General features: G+C 30.4%; 16 protein-coding genes and 1 CRISPR repeat array. Of the genes, 14 read left to right on the top strand and 2 right to left on the bottom strand.

What is annotated here, in order from left to right; genetic code table 11:
* Window positions 1-263: 263 nt before the first annotated feature.
* The 4 genes from F555_RS0103580 to F555_RS0103595 all read left to right on the top strand — a co-directional run bounded on the left by F555_RS0103580 (window position 264) and on the right by F555_RS0103595 (window position 3472).
* Window positions 264-1265 (top strand): hypothetical protein, encoded by a 1002-nt coding sequence (locus tag F555_RS0103580; protein ID WP_018153850.1) that lies wholly within the window; start codon window positions 264-266, stop codon window positions 1263-1265.
* A 167-nt stretch (window positions 1266-1432) separates the two neighbouring features.
* Window positions 1433-2335, top strand: a complete 903-nt coding sequence (gene trxR / locus F555_RS0103585) for a F420-dependent thioredoxin reductase (protein WP_026182944.1) — start codon at window positions 1433-1435, stop codon at window positions 2333-2335.
* A gap of 11 nt (window positions 2336-2346) precedes the next feature.
* Window positions 2347-2745: a thioredoxin family protein gene (locus tag F555_RS0103590; protein WP_018153852.1), complete on the top strand. Its 399-nt coding sequence runs from the start codon at window positions 2347-2349 to the stop codon at window positions 2743-2745.
* Window positions 2746-2815: 70 nt separating this feature from the next.
* A complete protein-coding gene (locus F555_RS0103595) occupies window positions 2816-3472 on the top strand; it encodes a cytochrome c biogenesis CcdA family protein (RefSeq protein WP_018153853.1) in 657 nt (218 codons plus the stop codon).
* Window positions 3473-3475: 3 nt separating this feature from the next.
* Here F555_RS0103595 and topA read toward each other — a convergent pair whose 3' ends face one another.
* Window positions 3476-5980 carry a DNA topoisomerase I gene (gene topA / locus F555_RS0103600; RefSeq protein ID WP_018153854.1) on the bottom strand — a complete coding sequence of 835 codons (2505 nt, stop codon included), beginning with the start codon at window positions 5978-5980 and terminating at the stop codon, window positions 3476-3478.
* 101 nt (window positions 5981-6081) lie between these two features.
* A complete protein-coding gene (sucD, locus tag F555_RS0103605; protein ID WP_018153855.1) occupies window positions 6082-6945 on the bottom strand; it encodes a succinate--CoA ligase subunit alpha in 864 nt (287 codons plus the stop codon).
* Window positions 6946-7122: 177 nt separating this feature from the next.
* Between sucD and F555_RS0103610 the strand changes: the two genes are divergently transcribed.
* From F555_RS0103610 to F555_RS0103655, 10 genes are all read left to right on the top strand, one after another.
* Window positions 7123-7374 carry a PspC domain-containing protein gene (locus tag F555_RS0103610; protein ID WP_018153856.1) on the top strand — a complete coding sequence of 84 codons (252 nt, stop codon included), beginning with the start codon at window positions 7123-7125 and terminating at the stop codon, window positions 7372-7374.
* Window positions 7375-7575: 201 nt separating this feature from the next.
* On the top strand, window positions 7576-8328 hold the full coding sequence (gene cobJ, locus F555_RS0103615) for a precorrin-3B C(17)-methyltransferase (RefSeq protein WP_018153857.1): 753 nt from the start codon (window positions 7576-7578) through the stop codon (window positions 8326-8328).
* 184 nt (window positions 8329-8512) lie between these two features.
* Window positions 8513-8908, top strand: coding sequence for a translation initiation factor IF-5A (locus F555_RS0103620; RefSeq protein WP_018153858.1), 396 nt, complete (start codon window positions 8513-8515; stop codon window positions 8906-8908).
* 173 nt (window positions 8909-9081) lie between these two features.
* On the top strand, window positions 9082-11610 hold the full coding sequence (cas10, locus tag F555_RS08990; protein ID WP_018153859.1) for a type III-A CRISPR-associated protein Cas10/Csm1: 2529 nt from the start codon (window positions 9082-9084) through the stop codon (window positions 11608-11610).
* Window positions 11594-12121, top strand: a complete 528-nt coding sequence (gene csm2, locus F555_RS0103630) for a type III-A CRISPR-associated protein Csm2 (protein ID WP_018153860.1) — start codon at window positions 11594-11596, stop codon at window positions 12119-12121. Before cas10 ends, csm2 begins: the two co-directional genes overlap by 17 nt.
* An 18-nt stretch (window positions 12122-12139) precedes the next feature.
* Window positions 12140-12865: a type III-A CRISPR-associated RAMP protein Csm3 gene (csm3, locus tag F555_RS0103635; RefSeq protein ID WP_018153861.1), complete on the top strand. Its 726-nt coding sequence runs from the start codon at window positions 12140-12142 to the stop codon at window positions 12863-12865.
* Window positions 12866-12899: 34 nt separating this feature from the next.
* Complete coding sequence (gene csm4 / locus F555_RS0103640) at window positions 12900-14036, top strand: type III-A CRISPR-associated RAMP protein Csm4 (protein WP_018153862.1); 1137 nt, start codon at window positions 12900-12902, stop codon at window positions 14034-14036.
* Window positions 14023-15138, top strand: coding sequence for a type III-A CRISPR-associated RAMP protein Csm5 (gene csm5, locus F555_RS0103645; protein WP_018153863.1), 1116 nt, complete (start codon window positions 14023-14025; stop codon window positions 15136-15138). The genes csm4 and csm5 overlap by 14 nt, the downstream gene beginning before the upstream one ends.
* Complete coding sequence (locus tag F555_RS0103650; protein ID WP_018153864.1) at window positions 15135-16622, top strand: hypothetical protein; 1488 nt, start codon at window positions 15135-15137, stop codon at window positions 16620-16622. The genes csm5 and F555_RS0103650 overlap by 4 nt, the downstream gene beginning before the upstream one ends.
* 36 nt (window positions 16623-16658) lie before the next feature.
* Window positions 16659-18188 (top strand): hypothetical protein, encoded by a 1530-nt coding sequence (locus F555_RS0103655; RefSeq protein WP_018153865.1) that lies wholly within the window; start codon window positions 16659-16661, stop codon window positions 18186-18188.
* Window positions 18189-18573: 385 nt separating this feature from the next.
* Window positions 18574-18860: direct repeats of the CRISPR family, unit length 30 nt; unit sequence GTTAAAATAAGACCATAGTGGGATGGAAAT.
* Window positions 18861-18883 lie beyond the last annotated feature (23 nt).

Consider the following 18883-nt stretch of genomic DNA (forward strand, 5'->3'; position numbering starts at 1 on the left):
GAATATGATATCGAAAATTATATATACTATAAATGATAGTGTAGTATTAAGGCACAATAATAAACATCCATGTAAATTAAGTCGTAGGGGATTGTAAGTATAGTCATTCTTCGAATATGTTACATAAACCTTTCTTTAAATTGAAAAAATCACATCGTGATTTTTGTTTAAAATTTAAGCATGTTAAATGAAATCTAATTGCAGAACGACTATATTTCTTCATTTTGAGTGGGTGTTGTAGTTAAATTTATAAAGGTGATATTTTGGTACTCTGCCAAAAGGAATTTTCAAGTCTGTATTGGAGACACACCTATCCACAGTATTGGAACAGAATAATCGAGAAACACGGTTTAAAGCCAGTAAACTCTTATGAATTCACAGATTTGCCACCACACAGATTTATAGGGATGCTCGGGGATTCTATATCAAAGAATATTACAACAGGACCTTGCTTACTTACCCCTAAAGAAATAAGGAGTTTAAATTCCAAAACCACCATTGAAGAAGTTCAAAAAATGCTGATGAGACATCCTACATTTGAAGACTACGTTTCCATTGCAGTAGAAACCAGAAAAGAGTATGAAACAAATATAATCGTAGAAACCTACGAATACGCAAAGTTAATTGAATATAAAACTAATATTTCCTTTGATGAAGCTCTTGAACTAACAAAAAAAGCAGCCGATAATTTTAAGAGATATTACGATAGGAAGCTCAAAAATAATAAAGTAAAATATCATCTAACACATGAAAGTTCATTTGATAGAAGACTAAGAGAGCTCTGCAATGAACATTATAGGTTCTACCTTGACAACAACAACATGTCAAAAAAAGCCAGAGAAATAATTGAAAATAATCCTGAAGAAAGTACGTGGCTTAGAATAAAAGTTTCATTTCTTCCAGAGGCCATTAACAAAGATGAATCCACGATAATAGAACCTGCTTCAAGTATTGAAGGTATGAAAAATGCAATGATGCTATCGAATGTATCTGCAGTAGTTACAAGAAGTCCGCAGACTCTTACAAATAAACCTGTTATGAATGAAGGATATGAACACGAGATATTCTATTTAAACAATGACATAAATGGGGAAATTAAAAAATTCAACATACCTAAGAATAAAAAATCTCCGTTCAGCTGTCCGATATATAACTTATTTGCGTTCATTTCCTTTGAGAACACCGAAAAACTCGAGAACTACTTTAAAGAAGAGAACTGTGAAGGGTGCCTTGAATACGCAATGAAAAAACTCAGTTCATACTAAATTAGACAAATCACTTATCATTAACTACGGTAATCTTTATCTACGGTGGTACTTAGTATCGTAATAGTTGCAATAGCGATCAGACTTAGAAAATACAATCCAGAAAAGAATTTTACTTCAAAAATTTAATATATTTAGAAGTATAAGACATAAACATAAGAGGTGATATCATGTATGATTTAATAGTTATTGGAGGAGGGCCTGCAGGGCTTACAGCAGGAATTTATGCAATTAGATCTAAATTAAATGTATTATGTATTGAAAAGGGAGATGAAGGGGGAAAAATAGCGGAAGCAGGTATTGTAGAAAACTACCCAGGATTTGACAATATTAAAGGTTTTGAACTGGCTCAAAAGTTTGTTGAACATGCTAAGAAATTTGGTTTAAATTTAATCCATGATGAAGTTGTGGGTATAGATACAAATTCAAAGCCATTTAAGGTTATAACCAAAAATGAAACCTACGAAACAAAGGCAATAATAATAGCTACAGGGACAAGGGATAAAAAATTAGGATTAAACGAGGATGACTATATAGGTAAAGGTGTAAGCTACTGCACAATGTGTGATGCATTTTTTTACCTAAATAAGGAAGTTATAGTTGTTGGAAAGGGAACACCTGCCGTAATGTCCGCACTAAACTTAAAGGACATTGTTAAAAAGGTAACAATAGTTACCGAAAAAAGTGAATTAAAGGCTACTGAAAAAATAATGCTTGATAGATTAAACGAAGCAGAAAATATTGAAGTCATAACTAATGCAAAACCTTTAAAAATCGTTGGAGAGGACAGGGTAGAAGGAATAATGATTTCAATAGATGGCAAAGAAGAAACCATAAAAGCCGATGGAATATTTATAAGCTTGGGACATATTCCAAACACTGAATTTTTAAAAGATAGTGGAATAGAACTGAACAAGAACGGATTTATTGTAGTTGATAGGAACTGTAAAACAAATATTGACGGAATATACGCCTGTGGGGATGTCACTGGAGGAGTTTTACAGGTTTCAAAGGCAGTTGGAGAAGGAGCAGTTGCTCTAGCAAATGCTTCAAAATACATAAACAAGTAATTTGTGGTATCATGAGCTCCTATTCAAAAATTTTAATTTCTCTATTTTTTATGGTGCTATTTGCAGGTTGTTTAGATGACATGCACGATGAAGATTTAAATGATAGTCACCAGATTATGGGGCATCAAAAATATACTGATTTAAATCTTGAAGGAAAAACTGTTGTACTCGAATTCTATGCTGACTGGTGTGGATACTGTAGAGCTCTTGAACCTACAATAAATCAGTTGGAAAATGAGGGGGTAGAAGTTATAAGAATAAACACTGATGAAAATCCTGATCTAGCAAATCAATATGGGGTTAGGGCATTACCAACCATTATTTACATTAAAGACGGAAAGGCCGTCGATATCACTATTGGATACAAACCTGAGGAAGTAAAAGAAAAGGCTAAAAAATTATACGAATAATTGCAGTTTCACGAATTAGGATATGAATATAGCCTATTTTATCCATATATTTTTGTAATTGAGGTGTTTTATGGACTTACTACTGATATTTATTGCAGGAGTTTTTACTGCATTGGGACCTTGCGTGGTTACTGTATTACCGGTGGTATTTACATACACCTTTGGAATTTCGGAGTCTAAAAAAGAGGCTTTTCTTGTATCTTTAAGTTTTGTTTTAGGATTCTCTATAGTTTTTAGTTTATTAGGTGCTGTTTCATCGGTTTTTGGGATTTTAATAGGATTTTACAGACTAAAGTATATTGCAGGGTTTTTGGCAATATTTTTTGGTATATTAATTGTATTTAAACAGGGTTTTTCATTTAGGTTAAAAAAGAACCTTTTTAATGAAATTATGACCAAATTCAGTAACAAAAATATTTCATTTAAATATAAGCTATTGACATCAATTATTCTTGGAATTTCTTACGGTTTTGGTGCCAACATCTGTGCAGACCCAGTTTTGGCTGGAATTCTAACTTATGTGTCATCAAAATCAGATGTAACATTTGGATTTTTGGCATTGTTCATCTATTCAATGGGGTATGGACTTCCAATAGTTGCACTCAGCACCCTTGGAGTTGAAGGTAAAAAAATATTTGAAAAAATTGTTAACTTAAAAATTGTTAACTATATTTCAGGGATTATTTTGATAATTTTAGGTTTGTTTATTATTTTAATTAAAAATTAAATTTTAGGATTTATCATCAGCTTTCTTGGCTTTAGTTTTTTTAGTTCCTTTTTTACTGGTTTTACTGGTTTTGGTCTTTTTTTCCTTTCCTTTCTCTTTTTTATTTACTTCTTTACTCTTTTCTTCATCTTCTTTCTTTTTCTTTTTGCTACTATTTTTCTTCTTGAGCTCATCAGTAGATCCTTCGGATTTACTGTTCTCCAAAGACTTTTGCTTTTTTAGAGTTTCTGTGTACTTACAATCTGGATAGTTGCTGCATCCTATGAACTGCCCATACCTCCCTCTTCTTTTTAAGAGCTCTGCACCACACTTAGGACATTCGCCCACTACCTCTTTTTCAATTTTTTCTCCTGTAACTTTTTCAGTGTATTTACATTTTGGATAGTTTTCACAACCTAAAAATACCCCATATATACCCTTCCTTATAACAAGACTTCCTCCACACTTTGGACAGGTTTTTTCAGAATTTTTCGCGGTTTCTAGTTCCTTTACCTCTTCTTCAGTTATTTTTGAACTACAGTCAGGATTTACACAAAGTTTTCTGTTGTCAATACTTATCATAGGGCTTTCACAGGTTTCACAGGTTTCATTTAAAACCTTTATTCTTCCCTTCTGAGGTAATGGATAAGTAATATCACATTCTGGATATTTGGTACATCCAACAAATCTTTTTTTGCCCTTTGTTCTTATTATAATGAGGTCACCGCCACATTTACATTTCCCTATGGTCTTTAGGGATTTGTTTGTTGTATCAATTTTTTCAACAAGTTCTTTCCCAATTTCGCTCTCTTTTTCCTTGAACTCGTTGAGGATTTTTGTTAACTTCTTCTTTGCATCTTCTAAAACATCTTCTTTTTTGACCTTTCTATCCTGTATGAGCTCTAACTTTTCTTCAAGCTCTCTCGTCATTTTTTCGTCTATGATTTCAGGGCAGTACTTTCTTAATGTTTCAATAACACCAATTCCTAAATCCGTAACACTTAAAGAGCCGTCTTCAACTACATATCCTCTTTTAACCAGTTTCTCAACGATATCTGCCCTAGTAGATTTTGTTCCGAGCTTACGGTCCTCTAATTCTTTTATTATAGATGACATCGTGTATCTTTTTGGTGGCTTGGTCTCTTTTCTTTCGATAGATACTTTTTCTACCTTTATTTTATCGTTTTTCTTCAATGGTGGGAGCTCATTTTCATCAAATTTAGTAAATGGATATATTTCATGCCATCCTTCTTTAACCGTTCTTGAACCACTGAGCTTGAATTTTTCCCCCATTATGTCCAATACCACTTTTACATACTCCCTTTCTGCATCATCCCAGAATGTTGCAAGCGTCCTTCTCGCTATTAAGTCATAGAGTTTTTTCTCATCATCCGGCAAGTCTTCTTTTGGAGTATCTACTACGTGTATTGCAGGATGTGCTGGATCGTCTTTTTTCCCCTCAATTGGTTTTCTTTTCTCCTTTAAAATTACATCAACATATTTTCCATAATCACTATGGCCCAAAATATTTTTTAGAGTCTCTTCCAAATAGTTTCTATCCTTTGGTAGCTTTTGGGAAGATGTTCTTGGGTAAGAACACAATCCTTTTTCATAAAGCTTCTGTGCGATTTCCTGCGTCTTTTTTGGTGAAAATCTAAAAGTTTTATGTGCCTCCCTTTGTAGTGTTCCTAAATCAAATGGTGGATTTGGTTTTATCTTTTTCTTTGTCTTTTTGATTTCAGATACTATGGCTTCTTTTTCTTCCTTTATTTTGTCGTATATCTTATTTGCTTCCCCTTCATCCCAAAACTTTTCGTTTTCATGTACTGCGGTCAGTTGACCTTCAAGTAAAGCATCAATTACCCAGTACGGTTTTGGAACAAACTTTCTTATTTCAAGCTCCTTATCTACTAAAAAAGAAAGTGCAGGTCCCTGGACCCTTCCAGTACTCATAGTTTTCCATCTTTTCACTGCCCTTATTGCCTGCATCAGAGCTCTTGAGATATTTATACCAAAATACCAATCTACCTTATGCCTGCTATCTCCTGCATCCACAAGCCCAAAATCAATTTCATCTGGATTTTCATAGGCTTTAACAATTTCTTTTTTAGTAAGGCTTGAAAATCTCATCCTTTTTGCATTCTTCTTACCGCAACAATAGTATAAAGCATGGTAACCTATTAATTCCCCTTCAATATCCCAATCCGACGCAATATAGAAATCATCAGCTTCTTTTGAAAGTTTTTTTAGAACATTTATATACTTTTGAACGTATTTTTTATTCTCTTCAACAGATGCAGGTACCCAGTCGATATCAAAAACCGGATATTCTCCAAACTTTCTGTTTTCTTTTCCTTTTTCCTCCAATGTGTACAAATGACCTACTGCAGACGCCACCAATATTTTCTTCCCATTTCTTTCCAACTCATAGTAAGGGACACCGTTGGAGGATTTTTTCTTAGGTCTTCCTAATGCATCTGCTATCTTCTTAGCAACATTAGGCTTTTCACAAATTATTAAATCAGTCATAATTTCACTTTTTAAAACTTAAAATAATAGATAATAAAAAAATTAATATAATATTATATGTTGTAATGCTGCAATATTTTTTTGTAATAATTGCATAAAAATTATAATCCTAAATCCTTCAGCACTGCAGGAATTTCTGAAATTCTTCTGACAACTTCCGCTCCCGCACTTTTTAAAGCCTTCATTTTACTATCTGCAGTACCCACTCCCCTTTCAATTATCGCACCAGCGTGGCCCATTTTTTTCCCTTCTGGAGCTGATTGTCCTGCAATGTATGCTACAACAGGTTTTTTCATTTTACTAACGTACTCTGCAGCTCTTTCTTCATCGCTACCTCCAATCTCACCTATCATAACAACTACATCGGTGTCCTTATCGTTTTCAAACATTTCCAATATCTCCAAGTATCTCAGCCCAGTTACTGGATCACCACCTATTCCTACACAGGTTGACTGGCCGTATCCATTACTTGTTAACTGGCTTGCAATTTCATAGGTCAATGTACCACTTCTTGAGACCATTCCTACGTTCCCTTCTTTTAATATATTCATAGGAATAATACCTAATTTTCCAACTTTTGGTGATGCTAAACCTGGGGTGTTCGGTCCAATGATTTTAGTTCCGTGTTTTTTCCCATAATTTACAATATCCATTGAATCATGGATAGGTATGTGCTCGGTTATAATGGTAACTAATTCTACTCCAGCATCAATTGCTTCAAGAGCTGCATCTTTTGCAAATGGGGCGGGAACAAATATCACAGAAGCATTTGCATCATGTTTTTCAACTGCTTCAGCAACAGTATCATAAACTGGAATTCCATAGACTTCCTCTCCTTTTTTTCCTGGAGTTACTCCCGCCACTATGTTTGTTCCACATTCCAACATCTGTTTCGTGTGAAATTTACCTTGCTTCCCGGTAATTCCCTGAACTATGGCTCTTGTGTTCTCATCTAAAAGTATCACAATTTCACCTCTCCAATAAATATAAACGATTAAAAGAATAAAGTAATGTATATGCGTTATAACTATTCATTATAACTAATACTTTTTATTTTAAATAATTATTGAAGTTATCTCAAAATACATTAATCTATTTAAATCTTTTCTTTTGAAATAACTTCACTGAACAAGGTGATCTTCATGGAAACATGTAATGGTGTTAAAAAGAGACTCTATAAGTCAGAGAAGGATAAGGTATTATGTGGTGTTTGTGGCGGGATAGGTGGGTATTTAAATATAGATCCCGTAATTGTTAGATTAATATGGGTGTTTATATCGTTATGTTGGGGTGCGGGAATCCTCCTATACATAATAGCATGCTTCATTATACCTAAAAAACCAATTTCAGATGATGAAAAAACCACAACGATGAAATCAGCTAAAACTAATTAAAATCATATCGTCAATAACTCAAGAACCATATACTTTAAATATTTTATTTTTATATGTTCTAATGTGGATGATGAGAGTTACCCCCACTGACTAAGGTAAGTATATAACTATTAATTAGTTATTACCTTGGGATGACGATATCAGCACTGTCTGACACAGCTACCATATTATTATGTTATATATTTTATTTTAAGTGATATTATGCTTTATGTCGTTGGCATCGGTCCTGGAAACGAAGAATATTTTACCAAACAGGCTGAAGATGTATTAAAATCTGTAGATTTAATAGTTTGTTATAAGGGTTACAAGGAATTTATAGAAAGATTCGAAAAACCAATATATACAACTGGAATGAAGAAAGAAATAGATAGAGTTGAGTATGCATTAAATGAAGCAAAAGATAAAGATGTTGCATTAGTTTCAAGTGGAGATGCAACAATTTATGGACTGGCATCTCTGGCTTATGAATTAAATGAAAAAAACAACTACAATGTTGAAATAAATGTTGTAAGTGGTTTAACTTCTGCCAGTGTGTGTTCTTCTATTCTGGGAGCTCCTTTAAATCATGATTTTGCAGTCATAAGTTTAAGTGACCTTCTAACTCCATTGGATGTAATTTTAAAAAGAGTCAAGTTTGCATTGGAAGGAGATTTTGTAATTGCAATTTACAACCCACTTAGCAAATCAAGAAAAGAACCATTTTTGAAAACTTTAGAACTAATAAAAGAATACTCTGATAAAAGAAATGTAGACTATACAATAGGCATAGTTAAAAATGCAGGAAGGAATGATGAAGAATACAAAATAACATCGTTAAAGGATATTTTAAACAATATGGATAATTATATGTCTTACATAGATATGAAAACAACAGTTATTGTCGGGAACACCAATACAAAAGTCATATGCGATAAGATGGTTACTCCAAGAGGCTATATGGACAAATATATGTGAATAGGTACTTAAAAACCCAATAGTAACAAAAAATATCAGAAATCGAAACGATCCTTTACGGATTTATTGGCCCATAATTAAATCTTTAATAGTTTATCGAGTTTAAAAAAATTTATATATAATATGAAACTATTGAATGTGTAAAAAAAATAAATCAAACAAAAAATATGATTTAGGTGATAGGATGCCTGGAACAAAACCTGTTGAATTAGGTTCATTAAAAGAAGGTCAGTATGTAATTATTGACAACGTACCTTGTAGAATTGTAAGTACTACACACTCAAAACCTGGAAAACACGGTGGAGCTAAAGTAAGACTCACAGCAATGGGTATATTTGAACCTGTTAAAAAAGAACACGTTGGGCCATCTTCCTCAAGAATTGATGTTCCAATTATTGACAAAAGAAAAGGACAAGTTTTAGCAGTTATGGGAGATTTGGTACAAATTATGGACTTAGAAACATACGAAACATTAGAGCTCCCAATGCCAGATGATGTAGAAGGTATCGACAGCGGTAACGAAGTAGAATACTTTGAAGCTGTTGGAAGATACAAAATAACAAGAGTTATAAACAAATAATTAATATAAATTTCTTTTTATCGTCTCTTTTTTATTTTTTTAATTTTTATTGCTATTTTCAACAACATTATCTAAAATAGTTAGAAGGTTATATTTTTTAAAAATTAAATCGAAATTAATAAATATTAATATATTCAACATTATATTATTTTTTAAATATTGCGGGGGGAATAATGAATCCTGAGTATGAAGCATTAAAAATTGGTGCATTATTGCATGATATTGGAAAATTTATCCAGAGAGCAGATACTTATCCAAATAAAAAAACTCATGGAAAATTTGGAATCGAATTTTTAGAAAACCATAGGAATAACATCCCAATTTTAGAAAATTTAGGTAAAGATGAGATTAAAATAGCTTTAGATATTGTGGAAAAACATCATGACAATATAAAAAAGGGCATTATATCAATAGTTAGATTAGCCGATTGGTTAAGTAGTGGAGAACGAAGAACCATGGATAAAGAAACAGATTGCTACAATAGAAACAGCCAATATTTAATGTCCATTTTTGAAAGTATTTCATTAGGCAACCATAAAATAAAAAATTATGAAGATTCACAGAAATACGATTTAAAACCTTTAAATGTATCAAAAACGGCAATATATTTGTCACCAAATAGAAGCTATAATGAATTAAAAGAAGATTTTTTAAATGAATTGGGTCATGTTAACAATTTTGAAAGGTTATGTCAACTTATGCAAAAATATACCTGGTGTATTCCATCTGCAACATATTGGAAGTCTGGAAAAGAGATAAAAGGATATCTGCCAGATGTTTCGTTATTTGACCATTCAAAAACTACCTGTGCTATTGCATGCAGTTTATATAAAAATGAAAAAATCAATGAAGAAGATATTGAAAATCTTTTAAATACTCTGAATAAAGAAGCAACTAAAATAAAAGAAATTAAAGATAAATATGGGGGAAAACCGGAAAAAATAAGTAAAATTGGAAAATTATTAAAAAATGGTATTAAATACAGTAATAAAGACCTATTTTCATTAATCCACGGGGATATTTCAGGAGTTCAAGATTTTATATTTAATATTACATCGAAAGGGGCAAATAAATCCCTCAAAGGTAGGAGTTTTTATTTGGACTTTTTAACCGAGCTCTGTGCTAAATATGTTATTCAAGAATTAGACTTACCAATAACAAATATATTATTTTACGGAGGGGGGCACTTTTACATCCTATCATACAACGTTGATGGTAAAAAAGTAGCAGATTTTGAAGAAAAAATAAACGACATATTATTTGAAAAATTCGGTGCAGATTTGTATGTGGCAATTGGAAAGGTGGATTTAAGGCCTATTGATTTTTTAATGGATTGTATGGATGAAGACATAAAAATTGGAATTCCATATAAATGGAAGGAATCAACAGAAGCCACTTCTAAAAAGAAGATGAAAAAGTTTAGTTACAAAGGAATGGAGTTGTTTAATCCAAAAGGAAATGGGGATGAGAGTAAGAGATGTCCAATCTGTAAAAACGAGATGAAGAATCCAAATGAATTGGATAACCATATAAAAATATGTGAAAACTGTGCTTCATTTATAGAGATAACTAATTTTTTGAAGAAATTCGAAAAAGAAGGAACGATCAATTATAACTCAGATAATCATTCAAAAATATTCAAAAAAACCAAATTTTTTAATGAATTACCTTCACTAAAGGAATTTTATAAATTAATTAAATTTGAAAATGAGGGGTATAACCTACCAAAGGACGGAGAGCTAAAAATTCCATATAAGATCTGGAGCATTGCATTTCCATTAGATGATAAAGATATAAAAGATTTCTCTGAATTGGGGGAGGATGCAAAAAAAAGAACTGGAACAAACAAAATAGCCATTTTAAAGATGGATGTAGATAACTTAGGTAAAATAATCACAAAAGGTTTAGGAAACGGGGCAACAATATCGAGATTAAGCACACTGAGCTCTATGCTGACTTTGTTTTTTACAGGTTATATTCCTTATCTAATCAAATCAAGTGATGAATATAAAAACTCTATTTATTTGACCTATTCGGGAGGTGATGATACATTAATAGTTGGTGCATGGGATAAAGTGTGGGATTTGGCAAAGCAAATCAGGGACGACTTTAAAAAGTTTGTTTGTGAAAATGAAGATATTACATTAAGTGCGGGGGTAGTTTTAGTAAGTCCAAAATTTGAATACAGAAAAGGAGTCTATTTAGCAGAGGAAGAGCTGGAGAACGCAAAGGAGAATAAGGTAAAAATTGATGGAGGGGAAAAGGAGAAAAATTCAGTAAGTATTTTTGGCCATTCTTTGAATTGGAATAAAATTGAAGATGAGAAAAAATTAGAAGAAGAGTTTGTAAATGCAATAGATAAATTAGGTAAAAAAAGAGTGGTTCAGTTAGTTCAGAAGACTTCCATAAACCTAAGAAAAGCACTAAGAAAAAATACTCCTGAAACTGAAATCAGAATCAATATTCCCTATCTATGGAGAATGAAATATTATCTTTATAGAAACTATTCTAAAAAAGAAGAGGGGTTGGATAATAATGTGGAGTTTATAGATAATTATCTAAACGATATTGAAAATAAAATTAGAAAATGTGATGTGGAAAAATTAGAAGAAATTAACTTCAACGATATAATAATTGCTTCAAGAATTGCAGAATTAAAATCAAGAAATGAGGAGGGTGTCAACAATGAATTGGGCAAATAATCCAAATGTTAAATTTAAAGGGGGAGGTAATTTTATGGGAAAGCAGAAAAATAAAAATTATCAAAATCCTGGAAATCAGAATGAACGAAGAATCTTATCGGATGAAGATATTGAAAATATATTGGATTTAAAACCTAAAAACATAGGAATATTAATTAAAAAATCCGATGAATTGGCAGAAGAAATTGGGGATTTAATTAGTGGAAAAAAAAGGATTGAACGAATTTCATCTTCAAAATTGAGGGACTTTTATGACTATGTTGTTCAAATTAAGGAATCAAAAGATGATAAATGGTATTTAAAATTAATGCTATTAAAACCAAAAATGACATATCATGCAAGTAAAGAAAATGAAAAGTCCGACAAGAGAAAGGCGTTAGAATTATTCAATAATGAAATAAGCAGGATATTGGATAAAATAGATAGGAACAATGATAATCATTTTGAAAATTTCAAAACATTCTTTGAGGCTGTTGTGGCATACCATAAAAAATACACTAAATCTAATTAAAACATAGGGGGATAAAATATGAATAGCATAACATTAAAAGGAAAACTAATAATAATGGGTAAAATTGAGACAAAAACAGGATTACATATAGGGGGGACCGCAGAAACCTTAAAAATAGGGGGTTCCGATAATCCAGTAATTAGGGATAAAAACGGGAAAGTATTTATCCCTGGAAGTTCTTTAAAAGGAAAAATTAGAAGTCTACTGGAAGTTAAGGATGGTAAATATATTACTACAAATAAAAACGAAGCACAACCGTGCAATTGTGGAAAAACAGATTGCCATATTTGTATGCTTTTCGGACCGCATAAATCAGATAATATAAAAGAACCACCAAGGGCAATTCTAAGAGATGCTTATTTGAAACTAGATGATGGAAAGACCATTTATGACTATCTAGAAACAAAACCCGAGAATGTAATAGATAGGGTAAAGGGAACAGCACAACATCCAAGATTTATTGAAAGAGTAGTTGCTGGAACTGAGTTTGAATATGAAGTAATTTTTAACATCTACAAAGATGGTGATAAGGAATTAATTAAAAAATTCATTGAAGGTATGAAACTATTGGAGGACGATTATTTAGGGGGAAGCGGTTCAAGAGGGTACGGTAAAATAAAATTCAAAGAAATGCGTGCAAAATATAGGCCAAAAGAATATTATGAAGGGACAGTAAATGAAATAGAGCTAACTCCTGAAAAAACTAACGACTTAGATAACTTGATGAATAGCATTAACTTTTAAATTATTTTTTATTTTTATAATGATTGGTGGGATTATGCACATTGTAAAACTTATTCCAAATAAAAATAGTAAATACCATTTTGGAGAGGGTGATTTATCAGAGAGCTCCGTAGTATTTCATTCCAACAGTTTATTTTCTGCAATGGTTAATAACTTTATTAAGCTATATGGGGTTGATGAATTTAATAAATATGGGGAAGAAATAAAAAAATTAAAAATATCTTCGTTATTTCCTGCAATATATAAATTTAAAAATAAAAATGGTTCAGAAATTGAAGATGAGATATTATTTATCCCTAAACCTATGGTAATGCTCGGGTTTGATAAAGATACACAGGAGGATATTGAAGAAAAACCAAAGGATTTCAAAAAAATCAAATTCATTTCAATAGGGGCTCTTAAAAAACATAACGAAAAGACATTGAAAAAGATAACGATAGGAAAAGAATATTTAATAACCGAGGATGAAAAAAAGAAGTTCGGTTATAATAAACCTGAAAATATGAATTTGTTTAAAAATATAATAGAGCAAAAGGTTTCAATTGATAGAATAAAAGGGATTACATTGGAAGATAGTGAAAAAGGGCAATTATATGCCATTGAATTTATAAAACCACTTAGAAAAGATGATAAGATAGTGGGATTTTACTTTTTAGCTGATTTTAATGACATTGACGGGGAATTAGTAAAAAAAATCAGGGCGTCAATACGGTTAATGAAAGACGAAGGATTGGGAGGAAAACGAAGTATTGGAGCAGGAATTTTTAAAGACATAATTATAGATGAATTTAACGAGGATTTAAGCATAGATAATAAATTATTGGGTAAGAACTATCAACAAAAAAACAAAACATACATTTCAAAAGAAAAGAATGCGGTATTATCAATAACTATTCCAAAAGAAAATGAATTTGAAAACTTTAACAGTTATCAGTTAATTAAAATAGGTGGATATATTTATTCGTCATCAAATATGGAACATATTACAAAACTAAAAAAGAATGTTTATGCATTGACGGAAGGTTCAATATGTGAAAAATCAGTTGAAGGGCAAGTTTTAGATTTAAAACCGGATACTGTTGAACATGAAATTGTATTGAACGGACGACCTATTTTAATTCCAATAGTATCTTATGAATTGGACAAGGGGGGAATTTATGAATATATTTGAACAAAATAACTCCACTAAAAAAACTTTAAAGATTACTACATTATCTCATTTAAACATAGGATGTGGGGATTTTTATACCAATTTGGATTATTATATTGAAGGTAGTAAGGCAAAAATAATCGATATGGGAAGGTTATTGGAAAGTTTAGATGACGCAAATAAAATAGATGAGTTGGTAAAATTAATAAAATCTAACATGGGGAACAATAGAATGGAAATTGGCGTAAAAGAGGCCTATGAAAGTATAAATATATATCCTGATAAGTTCATTTTAAAAGAAATTGACTGCAAAATTAAAGAAGATGCAAGTGTGCAGATTAAAAAATTCATAAATCAGAATGGAAAATACTACGTTCCTGGGAGCTCACTAAAGGGGGCCATAAGAACAGCATATATTTTTGATTATTATGATAAAAATATTGATAAATTAGTTAGTATTTTAAAAGATAGAGGAATATACAACAATAAAAAAGGAAGTGCTGTTGTAGAGAATGCCATAGGTAAAATTAAAGATGATTTCTTTAAATATTTGTTAATTACCGACAGCGATTTTATAGATTCCAATAATTTCGAATTTATCGAAACAAGAAGATACAATATAGAATATAAAAGAAAAAATAAATCAAATATATACGGAAATAAGGAATGTAAGGAAGCATTGAAAAAAGGTTCTGAATTTACCATTGAATTAACAATAAAAAAAGGTTTTCCAAACAATTTTGAAGAAATAAAAAACATGTGTAACAATCTTACAAGAACGATTATTCAATTTGAAATGAAAAATAGGTATTTACCACAGGGTTTAAAGGATTTTTATAAAAACAAAATTTTAAATGACTTAAACAATAACAATGCATTTTATTTATTATTAGGTTCTGGAAGCGGATTTTTGTCTAAAACCATTTATTTATTATTATGGAAGCATAACAAGGATTTAAATTTAATAAAAAGAATACTCCCGCTGAAAAAAGGGAAAGATAAAAGGACAGGTAAATTCTTAGTTCAGCCTGTAAACGACTATATAGAATTCCCACGAACGCGTGTAATTGATTCTAAAAAAGAAATACCTATGGGATGGATAAAAATTGAAGGGATAAAATGAATAAAGCACTGTTTTTATCAAATGTGGGTAATAGGGATTTAGGATATGGAGAAGTTGCGTTATTTGATAATAAGAATATAGAAAAATCCAAAAAACTTCGTGAGAAATGTAACAAAACATACAATGAAATAACAGAGAAATATCTGAATTCTAAAAGTTTTTTTGAATTCACAGGAGAGTTATATTTAAGCGGAGCTCATGAAAAGTTGGACTTGGAACCAATTTTAATTAAAGATAAAATAAAAATTATATGCGAACTGTATGATGAACTGAACATTAAACTGTTAGCAACAATGCAGGATAATTCACATGACCAAGATACATATTATTCCGCTGAAATAATCAAAGAATGGTTAATAAGGAAATACCCAAAATTAGAAGGTAATGTTGAAATCATTAAAGTAAATAAAAACCCATCTGACTATGCAGTAATGCTTGAAGAATATTCTAAACTTCTTAGCAGATTAGATGATCATTATGATGATGTATATCTTGGAATAACTGGGGGAACTCCTGCCCAAATATCAAGTCTTATAATAAATGGAATACTAAAATGGGAAACAAAAACAAAGATATTATACAAGCCACAAGGTAAAAAACCACAGGAAAATGATATTGGGAAGATATTATTTAAAAAATTTAAAAATGAGGACTATAACGCATATAAAGAATCAGAAATGTATCTATTGGCATCTGAAGTTGGGAAAGAACATGAGATTATCGAAGATTGGGAATATCATAAATTAAGAGCTCTGCATTTTAAAAATTTATTTGATTTTGAACAAGCAATTGATGAACTTAATGAGGCTTTCAATAAAGCCAATATAGAAAATAGAAGAGACATTAGACGAGAAATAGAGTTATTAAGGAAATTAGAAAGTGATGAATCTACCAATGATTTAAAAGAAACTACTGAAAAATATAAATTACTAATTAATTTATTAATAGACAGTATAGAAAGTAAATGGAAAAATGGAGACTATGTAGATTTTGTAGGCAGGTTATTTAGATTGGAAGAGGCGGTATTGAAAACGATCGTTGAAAAAGAATTCAATAAATCTATGGATAAAAAGAATATCAATGGAGATAGTAGATTTTATGAATATGAAGAGCTATTAAATGAAAATCCTGATATAAAAGACTATTTGACTAAGAAAAAAGTAAAAATCGATAAGGGAGTTAATAGACATTCACTGTTTCATTTAGTAGGGTATTTAATAGAAAATAAAGGGCTTGAAAAATACAAAAAGATCCATAATATAATGGATAAATTGAATAAAAATAATAAAACTAAAAAAGCCCCTAAAAAATTGGAAAAAGTAGAAAGTTTAGCAGATTTGCGAAATAAATCAATTATAGCACATGGATTTATGGGGGTTTCTAAAAAGAATATAATTGAACTATACAACGAAGATAAGTCCAATGAAAACGAAATTATAGAAGATATACGTCTTGTAAAAAAACTGATTAATATATTTATATAAACTTTCTCTATTTTTACCATATTTAAAAGTGATATAATGGGAATTTGTCTAATTTGCACATTAGGGAATAGGGATATACAGTTTAAAAAAGAGTTTGAGCATAAATTAAAAGAAACCTTGGGAGATATATTAGATAAAAACAACGATTTGGACTCTAATGAATTATATATTAAAAAAGGTAATTTTTTGGATAATACCCGTAAAATCCTTGAAAAATATAACCATATACAAGATCATATAACTTTACCAATCATACAGTCCTGTTTAAATAAACACATAGAAAAAATTATTTTAATTCCAACAAATCAACAAGATGAAAATATTGATGAAAGATTTAAAAAAGGAGATACATTTATTGAAGCAGAAATTATTAAAAAAGTTTTAGAAAAAAAAGGATATTTAAATAAGGTTGAAATCAAGGTTGCTAAATTTGATGCATCAAATTTAGAGAGATGGTTTAATCATATACACGAAATAATCAATAATAACTATAAAAAATTTGATAAATTAATATTTGAAATAAGTGGTGGCGTCCCAACAAGTAAAGAAGCAATAAGATTAGCATCGCTATTTAAGAATAAAACAGAAGTTGCAGAGGTTGTTAATGGAGAAGTTAGTCCAGCAAATATGGGGTTCTTTGAAAATAGAATAATAAAAGAAAAAGTAAAAGATTTAATTAGGAATTACAATTATACTGGTGCATTGTCATTTAAAAAATATTATGAAGATGATGAAGAAGTTTTAAAGTTAATTAAACACTTAAATTACCGATTAAATTTTGATTTCGATAATGCAGTAAAATACTACAATGAGGAGAGATTAAAGAAACTAAGGAATGAGAGTAACACGATTAAAAAGTTAGAATATCTTATCCTTGAACTTTTGGACAATATGGAAATTGAATTAAAAAATGGAAACTATGCGAACTTTTTAGCAAGGGTTTATAGATTGGAGGAGGCTATGGGCCAGTATTTTGTTTTAAAGTGGTTTGAAAAAACGAAAACTGAAATTAGTTATAAATTGGGAAACAATCCACCATCTGGGTTTGTTAATGTTAAAAATATTGGTGTGGAGGACTTAAACAATAAAATTAGAAGTTATTTAAGATATTTGTCAAATGGAATTAAATTTAACAAGCCTGTAAATCATAAGGGCGTATCAAAACTAAGGAGTTTTATCGAAGAAAACTGCAAAAAGAAGGATAGAAGTGGAAATATAATAACACGCAACGGTAAAGTGGAATATAATATTTGTATAAATACTCCAACTTACAAGAAATTGATAGGTTATTTATATGGATACTATTCAAGTGAGCTCAGGACCTATGAAAAAATACAAAAAATGTATAAAAAGAACTATAACAACCTAAGGCATACAACAATAGTGGCCCATGGTTTTGAAGGTATAAATAATGAAAAAATAAGACATATGTTAAAACTCAATGGAATTAATGAAGATATTAATAAGTATTTCAAAAGTATTAAATCAGAATTCTTCAATATCGTAAACAAGGATGAAATAAATATATTTGATAAATTAAACAATGAAATAATAAATAACTTATAATATTTTTTTATTTCTTAATAGTTATCCTCGTAGTTATCCATATTTTTTAATTCTATAGTTTATATGTTTTTTAATTTTGATTTTAAGGATAAATAGACCGTCTCGAACCGACCACGTTTTATGATTTTTTTATATATTTAGATGTTAGGATTTATTAAGATCTAGCTTAGTTTAAGTATCATGGTTAGTTTTATCATGTTTTCCTTACAAATATTGTTTATTTTTTAGTTTGTGCAACTGCATGTTCTTTATTTTAGAAAATAAAACCAAACAACTAGTCGCACGTCTTTATATATAGAGCTCCAGATCATAGGTTCGAGATAAAAAGTTTTAAATAAGGGAAGATACAACTTTCTTTATAGGGAAATAAGGAAAATTCTCAACTGTTAAAATAAGACCATAGTGGGATGGAAATTTCTTTACCTATTACCTCGTCTATTTTTTCAGTGTTAAAATAAGACCATAGTGGGATGGAAATCTTTTATAATGTAATCAATTTCATTTATATGACAGGGGTTAAAATAAGACCATAGTGGGATGGAAATAACGTAAAAATGTTTTTAGAGTGGTAAAACGGTGTTAAAATAAGACCATAGTGGGATGGAAATCAATCATTGAAGTTGATGCAGATACTATATCTGCGTTAAAATAAGACCATTGTGGGATGGAAATAGTAGCTCATCAGCTAGTAGTTT

It is taken from the genome of Methanothermococcus thermolithotrophicus DSM 2095, from assembly GCF_000376965.1.
Taxonomy (GTDB): Archaea; AGJL01; Methanococci; order Methanococcales; family Methanococcaceae; genus Methanothermococcus; species Methanothermococcus thermolithotrophicus.